Source organism: Paraperlucidibaca wandonensis, assembly GCF_042677145.1.
Classification (GTDB): domain Bacteria; phylum Pseudomonadota; class Gammaproteobacteria; order Pseudomonadales; family Moraxellaceae; genus Perlucidibaca; species Perlucidibaca wandonensis.
This window is the reverse complement of the sequence record NZ_JBHTIT010000001.1, coordinates 542334-558330: the sequence shown is the minus strand read 5'-3', so window position 1 is coordinate 558330 and position 15997 is coordinate 542334. Positions and strand designations below refer to the sequence as shown.

Annotated in this window: 15 protein-coding genes; 3 read left to right on the top strand and 12 right to left on the bottom strand. The window is 54.2% G+C overall.

What is annotated here, in order from left to right; all coding sequences use genetic code 11:
* Positions 1-11: 11 nt before the first annotated feature.
* The 4 genes from ACFQ0F_RS02520 to ACFQ0F_RS02505 are packed head-to-tail and all read right to left on the bottom strand — an operon-like array spanning position 12 to position 3202.
* A complete protein-coding gene (locus ACFQ0F_RS02520) occupies positions 12-434 on the bottom strand; it encodes a PACE efflux transporter (RefSeq protein WP_340675240.1) in 423 nt (140 codons plus the stop codon).
* Complete coding sequence (locus ACFQ0F_RS02515; RefSeq protein WP_379068767.1) at positions 431-1903, bottom strand: carbon starvation CstA family protein; 1473 nt, start codon at positions 1901-1903, stop codon at positions 431-433. The genes ACFQ0F_RS02520 and ACFQ0F_RS02515 overlap by 4 nt, the downstream gene beginning before the upstream one ends.
* A 34-nt stretch (positions 1904-1937) precedes the next feature.
* Positions 1938-2567, bottom strand: coding sequence for an alpha/beta hydrolase (locus ACFQ0F_RS02510; RefSeq protein WP_379068764.1), 630 nt, complete (start codon positions 2565-2567; stop codon positions 1938-1940).
* A gap of 5 nt (positions 2568-2572) precedes the next feature.
* Positions 2573-3202 (bottom strand): arylesterase, encoded by a 630-nt coding sequence (locus tag ACFQ0F_RS02505; RefSeq protein WP_379068761.1) that lies wholly within the window; start codon positions 3200-3202, stop codon positions 2573-2575.
* Here ACFQ0F_RS02505 and ACFQ0F_RS02500 point away from each other — a divergent pair.
* Both ACFQ0F_RS02500 and ACFQ0F_RS02495 read left to right on the top strand, forming a co-directional pair.
* A complete protein-coding gene (locus ACFQ0F_RS02500; protein ID WP_340675236.1) occupies positions 3189-3890 on the top strand; it encodes an ABC transporter ATP-binding protein in 702 nt (233 codons plus the stop codon). The genes ACFQ0F_RS02505 and ACFQ0F_RS02500 overlap by 14 nt on opposite strands.
* Positions 3887-6367 (top strand): ABC transporter permease, encoded by a 2481-nt coding sequence (locus tag ACFQ0F_RS02495; protein WP_379068758.1) that lies wholly within the window; start codon positions 3887-3889, stop codon positions 6365-6367. The genes ACFQ0F_RS02500 and ACFQ0F_RS02495 overlap by 4 nt, the downstream gene beginning before the upstream one ends.
* Positions 6368-6405: 38 nt before the next feature.
* Here ACFQ0F_RS02495 and ACFQ0F_RS02490 read toward each other — a convergent pair whose 3' ends face one another.
* The 3 genes from ACFQ0F_RS02490 to ACFQ0F_RS02480 form a co-directional block, all read right to left on the bottom strand.
* The gene (locus tag ACFQ0F_RS02490; RefSeq protein ID WP_379068755.1) at positions 6406-8028 is read right to left on the bottom strand and encodes an MFS transporter; all 1623 of its coding nucleotides are present in this window, start codon (positions 8026-8028) and stop codon (positions 6406-6408) included.
* Positions 8029-8045: 17 nt separating this feature from the next.
* Entirely contained in the window at positions 8046-8972 is a 927-nt protein-coding gene (locus ACFQ0F_RS02485) for a pirin family protein (protein WP_379068752.1), read from the bottom strand.
* A gap of 92 nt (positions 8973-9064) precedes the next feature.
* Positions 9065-9526 (bottom strand): DoxX family protein, encoded by a 462-nt coding sequence (locus tag ACFQ0F_RS02480; protein ID WP_340675232.1) that lies wholly within the window; start codon positions 9524-9526, stop codon positions 9065-9067.
* A gap of 153 nt (positions 9527-9679) precedes the next feature.
* Between ACFQ0F_RS02480 and ACFQ0F_RS02475 the strand changes: the two genes are divergently transcribed.
* On the top strand, positions 9680-10588 hold the full coding sequence (locus ACFQ0F_RS02475; protein WP_379068749.1) for a LysR family transcriptional regulator: 909 nt from the start codon (positions 9680-9682) through the stop codon (positions 10586-10588).
* 82 nt (positions 10589-10670) lie between these two features.
* Here the strand turns inward: ACFQ0F_RS02475 and ACFQ0F_RS02470 are convergent, their stop codons facing one another.
* Genes ACFQ0F_RS02470 through ACFQ0F_RS02450 form a run of 5 tightly spaced genes read right to left on the bottom strand, consistent with a single transcriptional unit; the run spans position 10671 to position 15995 of the window.
* Entirely contained in the window at positions 10671-11201 is a 531-nt protein-coding gene (locus ACFQ0F_RS02470; protein WP_379068746.1) for a hypothetical protein, read from the bottom strand.
* A gap of 34 nt (positions 11202-11235) precedes the next feature.
* Positions 11236-12963: a hypothetical protein gene (locus ACFQ0F_RS02465; protein ID WP_379068744.1), complete on the bottom strand. Its 1728-nt coding sequence runs from the start codon at positions 12961-12963 to the stop codon at positions 11236-11238.
* Positions 12960-13541 carry a hypothetical protein gene (locus tag ACFQ0F_RS02460; protein ID WP_379068741.1) on the bottom strand — a complete coding sequence of 194 codons (582 nt, stop codon included), beginning with the start codon at positions 13539-13541 and terminating at the stop codon, positions 12960-12962. Before ACFQ0F_RS02460 ends, ACFQ0F_RS02465 begins: the two co-directional genes overlap by 4 nt.
* Positions 13529-14842, bottom strand: a complete 1314-nt coding sequence (locus ACFQ0F_RS02455) for a hypothetical protein (RefSeq protein WP_379068738.1) — start codon at positions 14840-14842, stop codon at positions 13529-13531. The genes ACFQ0F_RS02460 and ACFQ0F_RS02455 overlap by 13 nt, the downstream gene beginning before the upstream one ends.
* Positions 14823-15995, bottom strand: a complete 1173-nt coding sequence (locus ACFQ0F_RS02450; RefSeq protein WP_379068735.1) for an ABC transporter permease — start codon at positions 15993-15995, stop codon at positions 14823-14825. The genes ACFQ0F_RS02455 and ACFQ0F_RS02450 overlap by 20 nt, the downstream gene beginning before the upstream one ends.
* Positions 15996-15997 lie beyond the last annotated feature (2 nt).

The window sequence follows — 15997 nt, the reverse complement described above, 5'->3', positions numbered from 1 at the left end:
ACGAGGCGCGGCTACTTTGTAGCGGACTCGGGCAGACCGAATACGCGGTCAAAAAGCCACGTGAAGGCAATGGCGTAAACAAAGAAGAACACTAAAAGGCCCAGATTTGCCATAAACGCACTCAGCAATGAGGTGTTTAGCCAGAAGGAAACCACTGGAACCAATATAGCCACAAGGCCGCCCTCGAAACCAATGCCATGCATTAACCGCCGAGCTAGTGAGCGGCCTCGCACCGACTGGCGCGCTTCCCAGCGCTCAAATATCGTGTTGAATACATAGTTCCAGCCAAGCGCAATACTCGACATAAGCACGGCAAGGCCTATTGTTGAAGAAGCCGGCTCATCAAACATAAAGCTCAAGGCCGGCGTCACGAAGGCAATAGCAAACGCCTCATAAAGCACAGCCTGTAATACCAAGCGTTGTTTCGGGCTCATGACACACGCTCGGTGCTGGTTAGGTGCTTTTTGTGATGAATAAGCAGCCCAATAAAGCACAACACAGCAACCGCTATGCCTATGGGTTTGCCGTAGGCCTCCGACAAGCTCAAGCCAACTCCGGCAGTGGCGATATAAGACACCGTAATCGCCGTACCGATCACCGCTGGCACGCTCGCAACCCAATGAAACGTGCCTCTATCCATCAGGTACTTACTGGCTAACCACAAGACACTGGTCGACAGCAGCATGTTGGAGAAGGCGAAGTAACGCCAAATCAATGAGAAGTCTAGCAATGTCATTAGGTAGGCAATGCCCAATAGCGGCGCTGCTAGCGCTAATCTGTGCGCGGCAGATTGCTTGATATTAAAGGCATCGGTAATGGTCAGGCGTAATGAGCGAAATGCCGTGTCGCCGGATGTAACCGGGAAAATTGCCACGGCTAGAATGGCCATGATCCCACCAAAAGCGCCGAGATAACCGGTAGCGATATGGCTCACCACCAAACCAGGGCCGCCTAAATCGAGTATGCCCTTGAGCTCGGCATAGCCGCCGGGAAACGCAGCAATGCCAGCCAGCGCCCACACGCAGGCAACAATGCCTTCGCACATCATCGCGCCGTAAAACACCGGGCGCGCGTATTTTTCATTGGTCAGGCAGCGAGCCATCATCGGTGATTGTGTGGAATGAAATCCACTGATGGCACCACAGGTAATCGTCAAAAATAGTAATGGCCAAACTGGCAGACCATCAGGATTTGGCGTTAGTAAATCGTGTACATGATGGCCATCGAAATAGGCGAAAACATCATTTGCTTGCGGCAGGTGTGGCGCTTCCAGCAATAGCGCAATGGCGATTAAGCTGGTCATCACAATCATGAGCAAGCCAAACAGCGGATATAGCTTGGTGATGACTTTATCGATGGGCAGCAGCGTGGCCAGAAAGTAGTAGCCCAATATCGCTAGCACCCAGAAGGTGTTGCCCGCGAGTATTGTGCCTTCAAAATACGGCAAATTACTCAGCAGCCCCGCCGGGCTCATGATGAACACCACACCGACAAAGAACAGCAACATGCAGGTAAAAACCAACATCACGCCTTTGAACACCACATTGTAATAATGGCCAGCGATTTCGGGCAGGCTTTTGCCATCTTCTTTTAGGCTCATGACCCCAGAGAAGTAGTCATGCACTGCCCCGCCAAGCACATTGCCAATCACGATCCAGACTAGCGCTATCGGGCCGTACAACGCACCAAGGATGGGGCCGAAAATAGGGCCAATGCCGGCGATATTCAAAAACTGAATGAGAAAGGCTTTGGCTGGACTGATGGCCACATAGTCAACACCATCATGCAGACGCTGCTGCGGCGTTATCGCCTCATGGTCGATGCCAGCTTGCTTCTCAACAAAGGGGCTGTAGAACTTATAACCAAGAATCAGTATGGCTAGGCAGATAAAGAAAATTAGCATGGATTAACCTGATGGCGTATTGGCTTGCACAAGCTCATGAGGAAAGTTCGGCAAGCTCATTGAGCAGTCTGTCGAGAAACAAAGTTTTCACCTCTGGTAGCACTCGCTCTGTCGGATAACAGCGAGCAATGCTGAGGTGATCAACACCCGCCGCTTCGGAGTAAGCAATGTTCTCCAGTCGCGTATTGTCAGACGTTGCGTGCGCTAGATTATCAGCCTTGCGGCGATCTGTGCCCAGCTTATCGTTGGCAGCAAAATAGTTAAGGTAACGGCTCACATTTGCAGGCACTCGACGGCCATTAAAGCCCCATTGAGCGGGATGCCAACGCCCAATACCACCCGCTGCCAACGAAATCACCAGATCACATTTGACCTGCTGCGCCTCCAGTAACTTGGCGACTTTCATCACCTGTATGCCGCCTTGGCTGTAACCAAGCAGCACAATGGGACGCCCTGCCTGCGCTGCTGGCGCTAGATCCTTGGCGATTGAGGCAGGCCTTAAATGGTTGCTATATAAGGTGGTGTCGGCAAAACCATGCTCGCGCAGGAAGCGAAGCAAATGCCATTGCATGTGCACGCCGGCCATAAAGCCATGAATGAGCGCGATGCGAGGGCCGCGGTAATCGCCTGGTACGTTAGGGCGCCACGGCATCGAAGATGTCATCGGAATTACTCAGCTAAATGTTGAAAAATGAGTGGCCAGGCCTGCTCCAAGAGCTTGGGCTGAGCCTTAGCATTGGGGTGAAGGCCATCTTTTTGCATTAACTCTGGCACTCCGCCAACGCCATCGAGAAAAAATGGCAGTAAGGCAATACTTCCTGCTTTTGCCACCTTCGGAAACACGGCAAAAAATGCATTGGTATAAGCCTTGCCGTAGTTCGGCGGAATCTGCATGCCGAGCAGCACCACACGTGCACCGGCCTGTTGCGACAAGCGGATCATTGCCGCCAGATTGCGCTCCATCAGCTTTGGTGGTTGTCCGCGCAGGCCATCATTGGCGCCGAGCTCCAGCACCACGACATCGGGCGTGTGCTGCTTGAGCAAAGCCGGCAAGCGGCGCAAACCGCCAGCCGTAGTTTCACCACTAACACTGGCGTTTATTACCTGATGCTTTCCAGGCGCGCGTTTCGCTAAACGCTTGTCGAGTAACGAGACCCAGCCCTGTTCAATGTCCATTCCGTATGACGCACTGATACTATCGCCGTAAATGAGTACAGTCGCGGCCGAAGCCGGCATGATGGCCAAGCAAAGTACGACACCACACAGATTTCGTATCCAGGTAGACATGACTTTAGACATAAAAACGGCAACTCCAAGCTTGATTGAAACGCGCCAGCTCCAGCAATCGGTGCCCATGCACGACGGTCAGCTGGTCATACTGCATGACATCAACTTGAGCATCAACGCCGGCGAGAGTGTAGCGATTACTGGCAGCTCGGGCTCAGGCAAATCTACACTACTGGGCTTGTTGGCGGGATTGGACACTGCCAGTCAGGGCCAAGTGCTGCTGGCCGGCCATGAGCTTGGCGCTCTAGATGAGGATGCGCGCGCGGCATTACGCCAGCAATTGATCGGCTTTGTTTTCCAAAGCTTCCAGCTCTTACCGCATTTAAGTGCGCTAGAAAACGTCATGTTGCCGCTGGAGTTAGCGGGCTTACCTGCTCGTGATAAAGCCCGACATTGGCTAGCACGCGTGGGCCTAAGTGCGCGCGAGGCGCATACGCCACGACAGCTTTCTGGCGGCGAACAGCAGCGCGTGGCGATTGCCCGTGCTTTTGCCATGGAGCCGAAACTACTACTGGCCGATGAGCCTACCGGCAACCTCGATAGCCAAACTGGCGCACGCATCATCGAACTTTTATTCGAAGCGCATGCCGATGCTGGCACCACGCTGATTTTAGTCACTCACGATGAAGCGCTCGCCTCGCGCTGTCAGCGCCAAATCCATCTCGATGGCGGCCGCATAGTGGCGGGTAGCCACGCATGAAACTGGCATGGCGACTGCTATCGCGTGATATTCGTGCCGGTGAAATCTGGTTGCTATTGGCAGCCTTAATCCTCGCCGTGGCCGCTACCACTAGCCTGCGATTTTTCAGCGCTAGCTTAGAGCAAGGCCTAACGCGCCAAGCTGCCAGCCTGCTTGGTGCCGATCTCGTGCTCGATAGCAGTCGGCCATTGCGCCCAGAAGTGCTTAAAGAAGCCAGCAAGCACGGCTTACAACAGGCCACCGTGACTGAATTCTCCAGCATGATTCAGTACAAGGATGAGTTTCAGTTAGCGGCAGTAAAAGCCGTCAGCGCTGGCTACCCTTTGCGCGGCGAATTACAGGCGCGTCGTGACAAGACACAACTCCCCGCCGGCAGCCTGCCCGCCTCCGGCACACTCTGGCTAGATGAGCGCCTGTTTGGCCTGCTCGCCATCGGCTTCGATGATGAGGTGCAGCTCGGCGATATCCGCCTGCGCGTCACTGCTGTGCTCACCAGCGAACCCGATCGTGCTGGTAACTTCTCGGCATTTGCCCCACGCGCGCTAATCAACGCCGCCGATGTCGAAGCTGCCGGCCTCATCCAGCCCGGATCGCGTGTGCAATACCGCTTATTGCTCGCTGGGCCGGCTAAAGCTGTGGCTGATTTCAACGATGAGCTAAAGCCAAAGCTCGCCATTGGCGAACGCCTGCAAGATGTCGCCAGCGGGCGCTCAGAAGTTGGCACACCACTCGCGCGTGCCAGCGACTATCTGAGCATCGCTGCCATTGCCGCCGTGATTTTATCGGGCTTGGCAGTCGCCCTAGCCGCACGCCGCCATGCCGAGCGTCATTACGACACCATGGCATTGATGCGCTGTTTGGGCGCTAGTCGCCGCCGCGTGCAGGGCATTTATCTACGCCAACTCGGGCTTATTTGGGCGGTGGCCATTGTGCTTGGTGCTGGGTTTGGTGCCTTAGCCTCGCAGCTGCTGTTTCAATTGCTCGATAGCATGCTGCCCACGGCAGAGCTGGATTTTGCCTGGCAACGCCCTCTGCTTACCGGCATTGCCACCGCCACGTTAACCTTGCTGGGTTTTGCACTGCCAGCCCTAATCGGCTTGTTTCGCGTTTCCCCATTGCGGGTTATTCGCCGAGAATTAGCGCCAAACTCGCCCGGGTTAATCGCCGTTACTGCACTGGCCTTATCGGCATTGGCCGCGTTACTGATGCTAGAAACAGGTCGCTGGCAATTAACGCTTTTGCTCGTTGTCGGTGGTAGCGCGCTGGCGTTTTTGCTCACCATCATCTTGCGCAGCGTCTTTGTGCTGCTGCGCAAGACATTCGCTGAGCGTTCACTGCCTAACGCCCTGCTTGGGCTGCGCGAGCTCTGGCGACAACCGCAGGCCAGCACACTGCAAATCCTTGCGCTGAGCATCGGTATGACCGCCATGCTCTTGGTCACCAGTGTTCGTGGTGAGCTCATCACGGCGTGGCAAAGCAAGCTCCCCGCGAATGCGCCCAACCAGTTTGCGCTCGGTATCGACGCACATGACACCGCCGAGTTTCGCCAAACGTTGGCCGATGCCGGCATCAATATCGACGCCTTATATCCGGTGATTCGTGGTCGCCTTACCGCCATCAATGGCGAGTCCGTGGTCACCGCGGTGACGAAAGACAAAGAGCCAAACCTTGAGGCCCTCAATCGCGAGCTAAACCTCACCATCTCCGACACTTTGCCATTGGGCAATGAGCTACTTGAAGGCGAATGGGCAAACCCGTCGAGCGCACCATGGCCGGTCTCGATCGAGTCTAAGTTGGCGGAAAAACTGGGCGTCGGCCTTGGCGATCGCTTGATGTTTACTCTGGCGGAAGGCGATGTTGAAGCTACCGTGAGCAGTTTGCGCAAAGTAGATTGGGACAGCTTTCAGCCCAACTTTTACATGGTGTTTCCGCCGGCAGCGCTAGCCGACTTTCCGGCGACTTACCTTACTGCTTTCCATGTGCCCAGCGGCAATCGTGACGTGCTCAATACATTGCTGCAGCGCTTTCCCACGGTGGTGCTAATCGACGTCGATGCCATCATGACGCAGGTGCGTAAGCTGCTCGATGATGTCTCGCGCGCGATTGAATTTGTGCTGTTGTTTGTGCTCGCAGCCGGCGTGCTAGTGCTGCTGGCTTGCATCGCGGCTGGGCAAGATCAGCGCCGACAAGAAGCGGCCCTGCTGCGCGCGCTCGGCGCTAGTCGTCGCCAGCTTATGCAGCGTGGCTTATCGGAAATGATATTGCTGGGCGGGATGGCAGGGCTATTGGCGGTGGTTTTAACTGAGCTTCTAGCCGCTGCGTTATACATCACGCTGCTGGACTTACCACCCACATGGCATGGTGAGCTTTGGCTTATTACTCCGCTGCTGGGCGCTGCGCTCACAGGCCTTGCCGGCATGGCCGCGACACGGAAAGTCTGGCGCACTGCCCCGGCCATCGTGCTCAGAGACGCTTAGCTTTACTAAGCGCTTGGGTTCAGCCAAGGCTTTATGCCTTAGCGCTGAAGTGCTCGAACTGGCGCAAGGTAATGCCGCACCTCTGGCGCTTTAGCGGCAGAGTGATAAGCACGCACGGCATCATGAATATCTTGGTCATGTTGAGTGACGCGCTCATGCTGGCGTAAATGCTCCGCCCAGCTCGACAGAAAGAACCATTCAAACCAAATGCTTGGATCGGCGGCATCTTGATAAACGCCCCAGCTATGAGCGCCATTACGGTAGCGCTCAGCCGACAAGGCGTGGATGGCCTGCAGAAAATCGTCGGCATTATTCGCTTCGATTACATACGAAATCGTCACCATTACCGGCCCGCGATCGGGGCTATCATCGAAACTATCGGCAATGATCGGCGCGCCCCAACTCATCGCCGGTGTTAAGTCGCGGTGCTCGCCTTGGCCCAGCTGCGCTCGCCACGTTAGCGGTATGGCGACTACTGCACCCACCGCGGCAATGAGCAATGTCGTCGATAGCGACGTGACTGAGGCCACTTGGCCCCAGACGATAGAGCCTGCCGCCATGCAGCCGAAAAATACCATGATGAAGATAGACAGGCCGCGGGCGCGCACCCAGTTTGGCAATGCGGTTTGTGCCGACACATTGAGGCTGGTGAGCACGGCAATCCAGCCTAAACCACCCAATAATGCAGCCGGAACAGCGAACCAAGCACTGGTCGCAAAGCCAAAGCCCAGCATTGCAGCAGCTGTCATGATGGTGCCAAGTACCTGCAGCTGATTGGCATCGAGCTTGGTTCGGATATGAGGCAATGCCAGCGCGCCTACAACAGCGCCAGCACCGATTGCGCCCAATAAAATGCCATAAAATCCAGCGCCACCGCCGGGAATCGCGCGTGCAATCAAAGGCAATAGTGCCCAGTAAGCGCTAGCGAACGTGAAGTAGCCTAGTGCACGCAAAAGCGTCGCCTTCAGCGGTGCATTATGGCTAGCATGCCGTAAGCCGGTGAGCATGCCGCCGAGTAAAGGCTCCGGCGGCAGTGTGCGCGCCGGTGCTGGAGGTCTCTTCCACGCTAGCAGCGCGCCGATGATCACCAAATAGCTCATGGCATTAACAACGAAAGGCGCTGCCAGACCAATATAAATGATCAGTGCGCCCGCCAATGCTGGCCCAATCGCACGGCTAATATTAATGCCCAAGCTATTGAGGGCGATGGCTGGCGGCAAACTCTCGCGCGTCACTAGTTCTGGCACCACCGCCTGCCATGCGGGCGCGATAAATGCCGCACCGGTGCCGATCATAAAGGTGAATACGAGCAACAAAAGTGGCGTCATCCAGCCAAGTGCGACCAGCACTGCGAGGGCAAATGTCACCGCTGCGATGACGATATTTACGATGATCAAAAAGCGCTGTTTATCGACACGATCGGCCAGCGTGCCGGCCAATAGCGCAAAGCAGAAAATAGGCAGCGCGCTAACCGCTTGCACTAGCGCCACGATGGCTGGCGAAGGGTCGAGCGTGGTCATCAGCCAAGCGGCGCCGGCATTGTGAACCCATGCGCCAATATTGGAAATCAGCGTTGCCGTCCATAACAAGGCAAAAGCGCTGTGCGCAAAAGGCGCCCATGTGGACGCCGGCGTTACAATATGTGTTGCGCGCTTGCTCATGCCATCAGCTCGTGAAGCTATTGCGGCAATGGAATGAATTCGTCTTCATCGCCAATCACTTTTGGAAAACGTTGAGCGCTCCAATCTGCCTTAGCTTGCTCGATACGCTCGCGGCGGCTAGACACGAAGTTCCATTCGACATAGCGCTTGCTCATCGTCTCACCACCAACAATGGCGATACGCGAATCGCGCGTTGCCGTCAGCTCAATAGTGGGCGCATTCGACAAGACCGCCATCGAGCGCTCAGAAATCAAGGTATCGCCCGAGCTCAATTCGCCTTCAGCCACATAGACGGCACGCTCTTGCGCATTCGGTACCGTAATTTTCTGTCCTGCGCGCAAATGCGCCTCGACATAAAGCGTGTTCGCATACATTTTGACTGGCGATGTTGCACCATAGGCGCTGCCAATAATCACTCGAATAGCCACTCCATCGACCTCAGCGCTAGGAATATCGGCACTGGGGTAATGGTAAAACGCAGGATCAATTTCCTCGTCGGCCTCTGGCAAAGCCAGCCAAAGCTGCAGGCCATGTAGACGATGTGCCACTTGCGTGACTTCTGGTCGCTCGCGCTCGGAATGGCTGATGCCTTTGCCCGCCACCATCAGGTTAACGTCGCCCGGACGAATAGCCTGAAAGCTGCCGAGAGAATCTCGATGCAGTATTTCACCTTCAAATAGATAGGTGACCGTGGCTAAATTGACGTGCGGATGCGGGCGCACATTAATGCCCTCTCCCGCAGCGAAGTTAGCCGGCCCCATATGGTCAAAGAAGATCCACGGGCCCACCATGCGGCGCTGCCTAGTTGGCAGCACGCGGCGCACCGTGAAGCCACCTAAGTCTTTTTCGCTAGTCTCAATCAACAGGTCGATGGTTTTGCATCCATCGGGATTAGCGCACTTTTGATCAAACTCTTCGTCGGACTTCATTGTCTGCGTGCTCATGGCATGTCTCCTATCTAAAGTTCTGCGGCTATTGCAGCCTAAAAGGCCATATCGAAGATGAGCAGCCATTAAGGCTGCCCATCTCGATGTGATTAACTCGCTTTCTTATTATCGAAATAGGCTAGCAGCGCGTTATCCAGCGCGAATCGGCCTGCACCTTGAACAGTCAATGCCAGCGTCACCACAAGCAAAGTCAGCGCATATTCATAGCCATTATTCGACATGAACAGGCCATTGCTGAAGTGCACGCTGAAGATGGCGATGAGCATGGTAAAGGCGGTAACCAGCGCCGCAGGGCGAGTTAGCAGTCCTAAGGCTAGCGCTAGGCCGCCAAAAAACTCGGCACTACCAGACATCAGTGCCATCAAATAACCTGGCTCTAGACCGATGCTTGCCATCCACTGGCCAGTGCCTTCTAGGCCATAGCCGCCAAACCAGCCGAAGAGTTTTTGCGAACCGTGAGCAGCCAAAATCAGGCCCACAGGTACTCGTAAAATGAACGCAGCGTAGCCGCCAGTAGATTTGAGCAAAGTCTGTATAAATGTGGAGTTCATAATTGTCACCTCAGATGTTGTGTTTTGAGAGTCTCCCGAAGCAACGCCTCAGGTTATGTACACACCTTACTATCATTGATTTAAAATACTAAGCCAGTAATCATTGTTATATTATCAACAAATTGTTGATAATTGCCTCTTTCGGAGTAAACAGTGGATCGTATTGATGCTATGCGCGCTTTCATCACCGTCGTGACCGAAGGCAGCTTTACTCTAGCCGCCGAGCGCCTAGCGCTGTCACCACAGCTTGTTAGCAAGCATATTGCTCAGCTCGAAAAGCATTTGGGCGCACGCCTGCTCAATCGCACCACGCGCAAGCTGCATCTGACTGAGGCCGGCACGCGCTATTTCCAACGCGCGCAGCAAGTGCTCAGCGACATCAGCGACATGGAAAACGAACTAGGCGATATGCAAGCGCACGCTAGCGGCCTACTGCGCATTAGCGCGCCCGCCTCTTTCGCTATTCGCCATATGGCCAAGCTCATGATCGACTTTCAGCAAGCTCATCCAGCCGTGGATATAGATCTGCAAATCAACGATCGCAAAGTCGATATTGTCGAAGAGGGTTTTGATATTGCGCTGCGTATTGGGCATCTAAAAAGCTCGTCATTAATTGCCAAGCGCATCGCGCCAGTACGCCTGGTGATGTGCGCCTCACCTGAGTATTTGCAGCAGCACGGCATGCCTAAAAGCCTGCAAGACCTTAAGGCACATCGTTATTTGCGCTATAGCTATTTAGAGGATGACGCCAATCAGCTAGCGCATCGCTGGCTGCGAAGCAGTGACCGAGCACGTAGCAATGAGCTGGTTTGTAATAACGGTGATGTCTTAGTCGAGTCGGCTATCGCCGGTGCAGGAATCGCCTTACAGCCCACGTTTATCTCAGGCGCGGCAATCAAAGAAGGCAAGCTGACGATTGTTTTGCCAGAGTATGAGCCCGAGCCGCTAACGCTGTATGCGGTGTACGCTAGTCGTCAATTATTAGCGAATAAAGTGAAGTGCTTTGTCGAGTTCTTAGATGGCTATTATGGCGATCGCCCTTACTGGGATCAGTTTGACTAAGCAAAAACTCATATATAAATCATGGGGATAAATAATACTGACACGCCACTGCTATTGAGAACCAAGGCTCAGTCACGCGTTTTTAATCAGGCAATAATACTTGTACATGCGGTGCGCCTAGACTCCATTCCCAATTCAGTAAGAACGACCCCGATATGCTTTGATAAGTGGCGGTTTGCTCTCTGGAATAGCCTGCTTTGATCGGCAGAATGTCATGCGTTGGAAAGCAAAATGACGCAATGCCAGCACGATGCCCAGCCATGCCTAGCGCCTCGACACAGTTGTACTGCTTCATTTTCTCAGCAAGCCACCACTCTGGATTATGCTCACAGACCATCCCAACAATGCTTGGGTCATCGTCTTCACTACGCGGGCAGCTACAGCCGCCAGGGTAGTAACTTAGCTTGACCTGCACCATTTCACCTTCATGGTTTTCGGCAAAATCGAACAAGCGTGCCAGCTCAGACTCTTCCTCTGGTGGCGGCACACCGCAGCTCAATGAAATATCAAAGCTAGGTGTTTTTTTGCTCATGAGCTGCTCGACATATACGCCAGCAGCTGCGAGCAGCGCCAACACGACTATTAGCCCGATAATCTTTAAGCGCTTGCTCATGTCTCAGTCTTCCATTTTGGAAATGATGATGGGGCTAGTTAATTTCTATCGACGTGCCAATCTCAGGCAGCGTGGCTGCAACAAAACGCTCAGCCTGCCAACGCATCACTTTATAGCCCGACAATGCCCCAGGCTTGAAAGAAAATCGAATTTGCAGCGGCTGGCCATCGGCATTTACCTGCTCAACGGTGATGCGCACGTCATCTAGCACCACTTCATGGCCAGCGCTAAAACCATAGGGCTTGGTCGCCATGCTGGCAAAGCCCTGCTCCGACTTCACCACCAAAGTGTCTTCTGATACGCGTCGCAGCCTGAAGGCATGCTCAGTGTCGACCAGACCGCGAATATGCGTCAGCGTTGGCAGGTTTCGACTTGGCGCGGCTCCATACGATAAGGCCTGATCTTTCAACATGGGGAATGTCACGCTACCGATATAGGTCGGGCTCGCCAGCAGCAATAGCCGTGGGTCTGAGTCGGTGGTTGGCAGCGCCACTGTTTCGCTGTCCATGGCTATGTCAAAAGCAGTGGCCATCTGCGGTAGAGCTAAAAATAGTAATGGGCTGAGTAGCAAATGCAGCGCGAGCAAGGTCTTGGCAAAAATGCCGGCACGCCGCAGCGAGGCCTCATTGCCACCAAAAGTCGCTACGGCTTCACGATAATGCGCGACATAAAGCGCTATCAGGCCAAACGCGCCAAAGCTGACATACCAAAGCGAGCGGCTAACTGGTGATGAAGCCACAAGCGGCAAAGCAGCAATGACTAGGCCGAGTGCAAAAAACCGTGCCATCGCTAGTTGCTTAAGCAATGGTCGGAAAAACCAAAACAGCAGACCCAATAGCGCAAAAATATAGCCGCCAGCTAACCATTGCATGGCTCTTGGCAAGGTCTGCAACTCCAGCGCGCCGAAAACTTCTACCGGAGGAAAAGCTATTTGGCTGACTACATACGCTGGCGCTCGATACACCAGCTTTTCAAAAAATAGCAGCGGTTGTTGAGCAATATCGATGTAGAAACCTGGGCCTGAAACGCCATAGCCTTGGGTCGCCCAAAAGCCTATCCAGCACAGGCCAATCACGGCATAGGGCAATAGTCGCAGGGCTTTTGTAGTGTTGGAGCGCCGGGTTAAGTACAGCTCATGCGCGAGTAAGTATCCCGACAAGGCCAATGCAGACTCACTTGCGGCCAAGCTACAGGCAAATAAGGCGACTGCGACAATGCTCATACGCACGCTATCGCGGCGATGACAAAGCAGGCACAACATGCTCAAGGTCATCGCCACTAAGACGTTACGGTTGCATAGCCAAGCAACGCCCGCGGAATGGCCGTGATCGAGCGCGAACATTAAGGTGGCTAAGGCGGCGGCCCAACGCAAAGGCAGCAAGCGCTTATACACCGAGGCGACGGCAGTGAGCAGCACCCCGTACCACGCGATGGAATGCAGATGCATGAGGGCAAAATTATCTGGCCATAGGGCGTAGTCGAGGTGAATGAGCAGCTCGCCGATGGGGCGAAAAAACCGCACTTTCGCCTCTTCCGACATCCACCACGGCAAAATGCCCGATTGCAGCTGCGCCTCGGTGAGCGGGTTGCCGCGACTAAAGAAGTCAAAGAGGTTGCTCGTGGGCGCGGTATACATCGCGATGCGCTGCGGGTAGTCATCCAAGAGCAGGCCGTTAGCTAACATCGGCAGACAAAACAGCATCGCCAAGAAAATGATGGCGATGAATATTTTGGGATGATTTAGCGTAGTTGAAAATTTCATGGCGAGTTACTTACGTCGACTTTTGTTTTTTCTGCGGCATTAATGGCGCTTTTCTCAGCTGCTTTTTGCCGCCATTCATAAGCCGCCGCGACAATGATGGAAAAGCTATTGGCGGCTAAATAGGAAAACCACGGCATGCAGTATGCAATCACCCAAAAGCTTTTCGTTAAGGTGTAGACGAAGTCATCCTGCGCCTCATAAAGCAAAACCAGCAATGGCAATTGCACGATAAAAAACACCGCGCCAATCAAGGGGTAGCGATGCACGGTGTTGGCGTGCATGCCATCGTTTACTGCATGACAGCGCGCGCGATTCAGCTTCATCAATATGATGGCGATATAGAGTAGCGCCACCGGCAAGCTAGCATCGATAAGAAAACGACCCGCACCGGCACTGCCACCGGCCGTGGCTAAGGCGCTATAACCCGGCCACTGCGCGAAATAATCGGGCGCGAGCAATACGAGAATGACTAGGGCGAAGCTCGACAAGAAAAAGTAGGGATAGATGTCGTAGGGCCGTAGCGCTTGGTAGGCACCTAGGTCTTTGAGAAACCGCCAAATAGCGCTTAGCTTTTGCATGCGTTGCTCTCGTTGCATCCGCCGCTGCTGCTTTCGTCACCATTTGCTTCGCCAAAGCGCTGCTGCAACCACGCCACCAAGGCCTGCTTGCGGCCATTGCTAGAGAGTATGCGCGGCAGGCTAATCATCATGCTGATTTCATCACCAATGGAGTACAGCACGACAAAGGCATTACCCGGCATAGGTGAAACGGTGTAGTCGTCGGCCTTAAATATCGACGACTGAAATGCCGTTAAGTAGACTTTGCCCATATTGGAAATGAGCACCGTTTCAACCGGCTTGCGGGTGGTGAAATTGGCTAAGCGCCGCCCCAATAAATAGTCAAACCAGCGCAGCGGCAACCATCGCAACCAATCGTAAATGGCCGGATACGCGCCCTCTCGCCGCGCAGCTAGCTGCTCACGAAGTTGACCATCGAAATCAGTGGCCTGCGCACCTTTATTGAGTCGGACAAACAGCATATTGGCGAAGTTGGCGCTCGCCAGCATGCCCGGCACGTGCTTGCGCAAATCGACAGGAATTGCGATGCGCACCGGCGCATCACTGAACTGATGCGCAAATTCGGTCAAAGCTAGCGCCACTTTCGAGAGCAGGCGCGGCTGCACTGGGCCAAAGCGAACTCGCCACCAGTCATCACCTACGTCATCGCCAGCAGGTGCGCCGGTCAGTGTGCAGGTGTCATAGGGCTCGTGTTTGGTCGACGTGATCGCCATTGCGCGCATCAGATCGGCATCGCTAAACGCCGCGTTACTGCCCAATAAAGGCTCGCCGCGTAGTGCCCGAAACAGCTCACTGAGCAGATGCATGCCGCCCAAACCATCCATCACGGCATGATGCGAACGCAAGATAAGTAAGCCGCGGCCTTGGCCTTGTGAGGCCCAAATAAACTCAGCACAAGGCCCATCGCGCAATGACAAACCAGGTGCATCGAGGATATCGGCACCGGCACTAGACTGCCCATCCCACTGGCACTCAGAGACAACCCTCAAACGCGGCAATGGCCCATCGCTAAGCCAACGTGAGTGGCCAAGACTGCCATGCCAGCGCATACGTAAAATAGGATTGCAGGCAGAAACTTGTGCGATGGCTTGCGTTAGTTTTTGAGTTAATTCCTGCTCATCTGGTGCATCAACGCAGCTTCCGTGCAGCACAAAAAACACATAGCGCGGCGACTCCAAAGTGTATCGACTGGTACCAACACTAGCGTGGTAATACTCAGAGGCCGTGACTGGTCGATCAACGCTAGTTTGCGGCGCTAAGCCTGGCAATTTGCCCAGATAATCAGCCGAATCGGAGGGCATTTACAATCTCCAAACGCGCGGCGCGAATAGCCGGTAAAACACCACCTAACACGCCCATAAATATAGAAAAAACCATGACCTGAACCGCGATGGTTGGAGTCAAAATCAGTCGGAAAACCACTTCAGAAAAGGTTTGAATATTGGTGGTGGAGATCTCAACCAATTGCATAAAACTCGCTAGGCCTAATCCGATGGCACCAGCCAAGGCGCCGAGCAACATCGCCTCTTGGATAAACGCGCTAATGATGTTCATGCGCTGAAATCCTAAGGCGCGTAAGGTGCCGATTTCCTGCGTGCGATTGGCCACACTGGCATACATAGTGATCATTGCGCCGATCACCGCACCGATGGAAAAAATCAGCGTAATCGACTTACCTAAAATCTCAATAAAGCCGGACATCTTCTTCGACTGGTCGGCATAAAACAGCGACTCACGACGAATATCGACTTTGATATTGGGCTTCTGCTCCAAGGCCTCGGCAAACGTGTCGAAGCTATTAGTGTCGCGTAAACCCACCACTAGCGAAGAGTATGACTGCCGGCGAAAGGCCTGCATCATTTGCTCACTATCGGCCCACACTTCGGAATCAAAACCGCTGGATCCCGCATCAAACACACCAACAATGCGCCATTCGCGCTGGCCGAAATTGAGCACACCGCCCAAGCGCAAACCAAGTTTGCCGCGCGTTAAACCTTTACCAATAATGACTTCCGATGAGCCTGGACGAAAGCTACGCCCTTCCAACACGCGTATTTGCTCGCGCATGCCAATGCCGACAGGCGTGGTGCCATGAACCACGATATTGGCCAAGCCCTCGCCATCCTGACGCGGCACATTGACCAGCACGATGACTTCGCGCGAGACCATCGGCCCTTGTGTGGAATGGCTGGCCAAGCCCGGCAGCGAGGCAATGAGATTGGCCTGCTCACGCGTTACTGTGCTCTGCACTTCGGTTTGCGAGCCTTGGCGAATGATAATTATGTTGTTGTAGGAGCCTGTGCCGGCCAAGGTATGGCGCAAGCCTTCGGTCATCATCAGCACGGTGGCGAAAACAAAAACCACCAGCGCCATGCCCGTTGCCGTGAGTAGTGTGGTGAGCTTGCGCGCCATGAGATTGCGCGCGACATAGGAAAACGACAGGCCTCTACGCATGA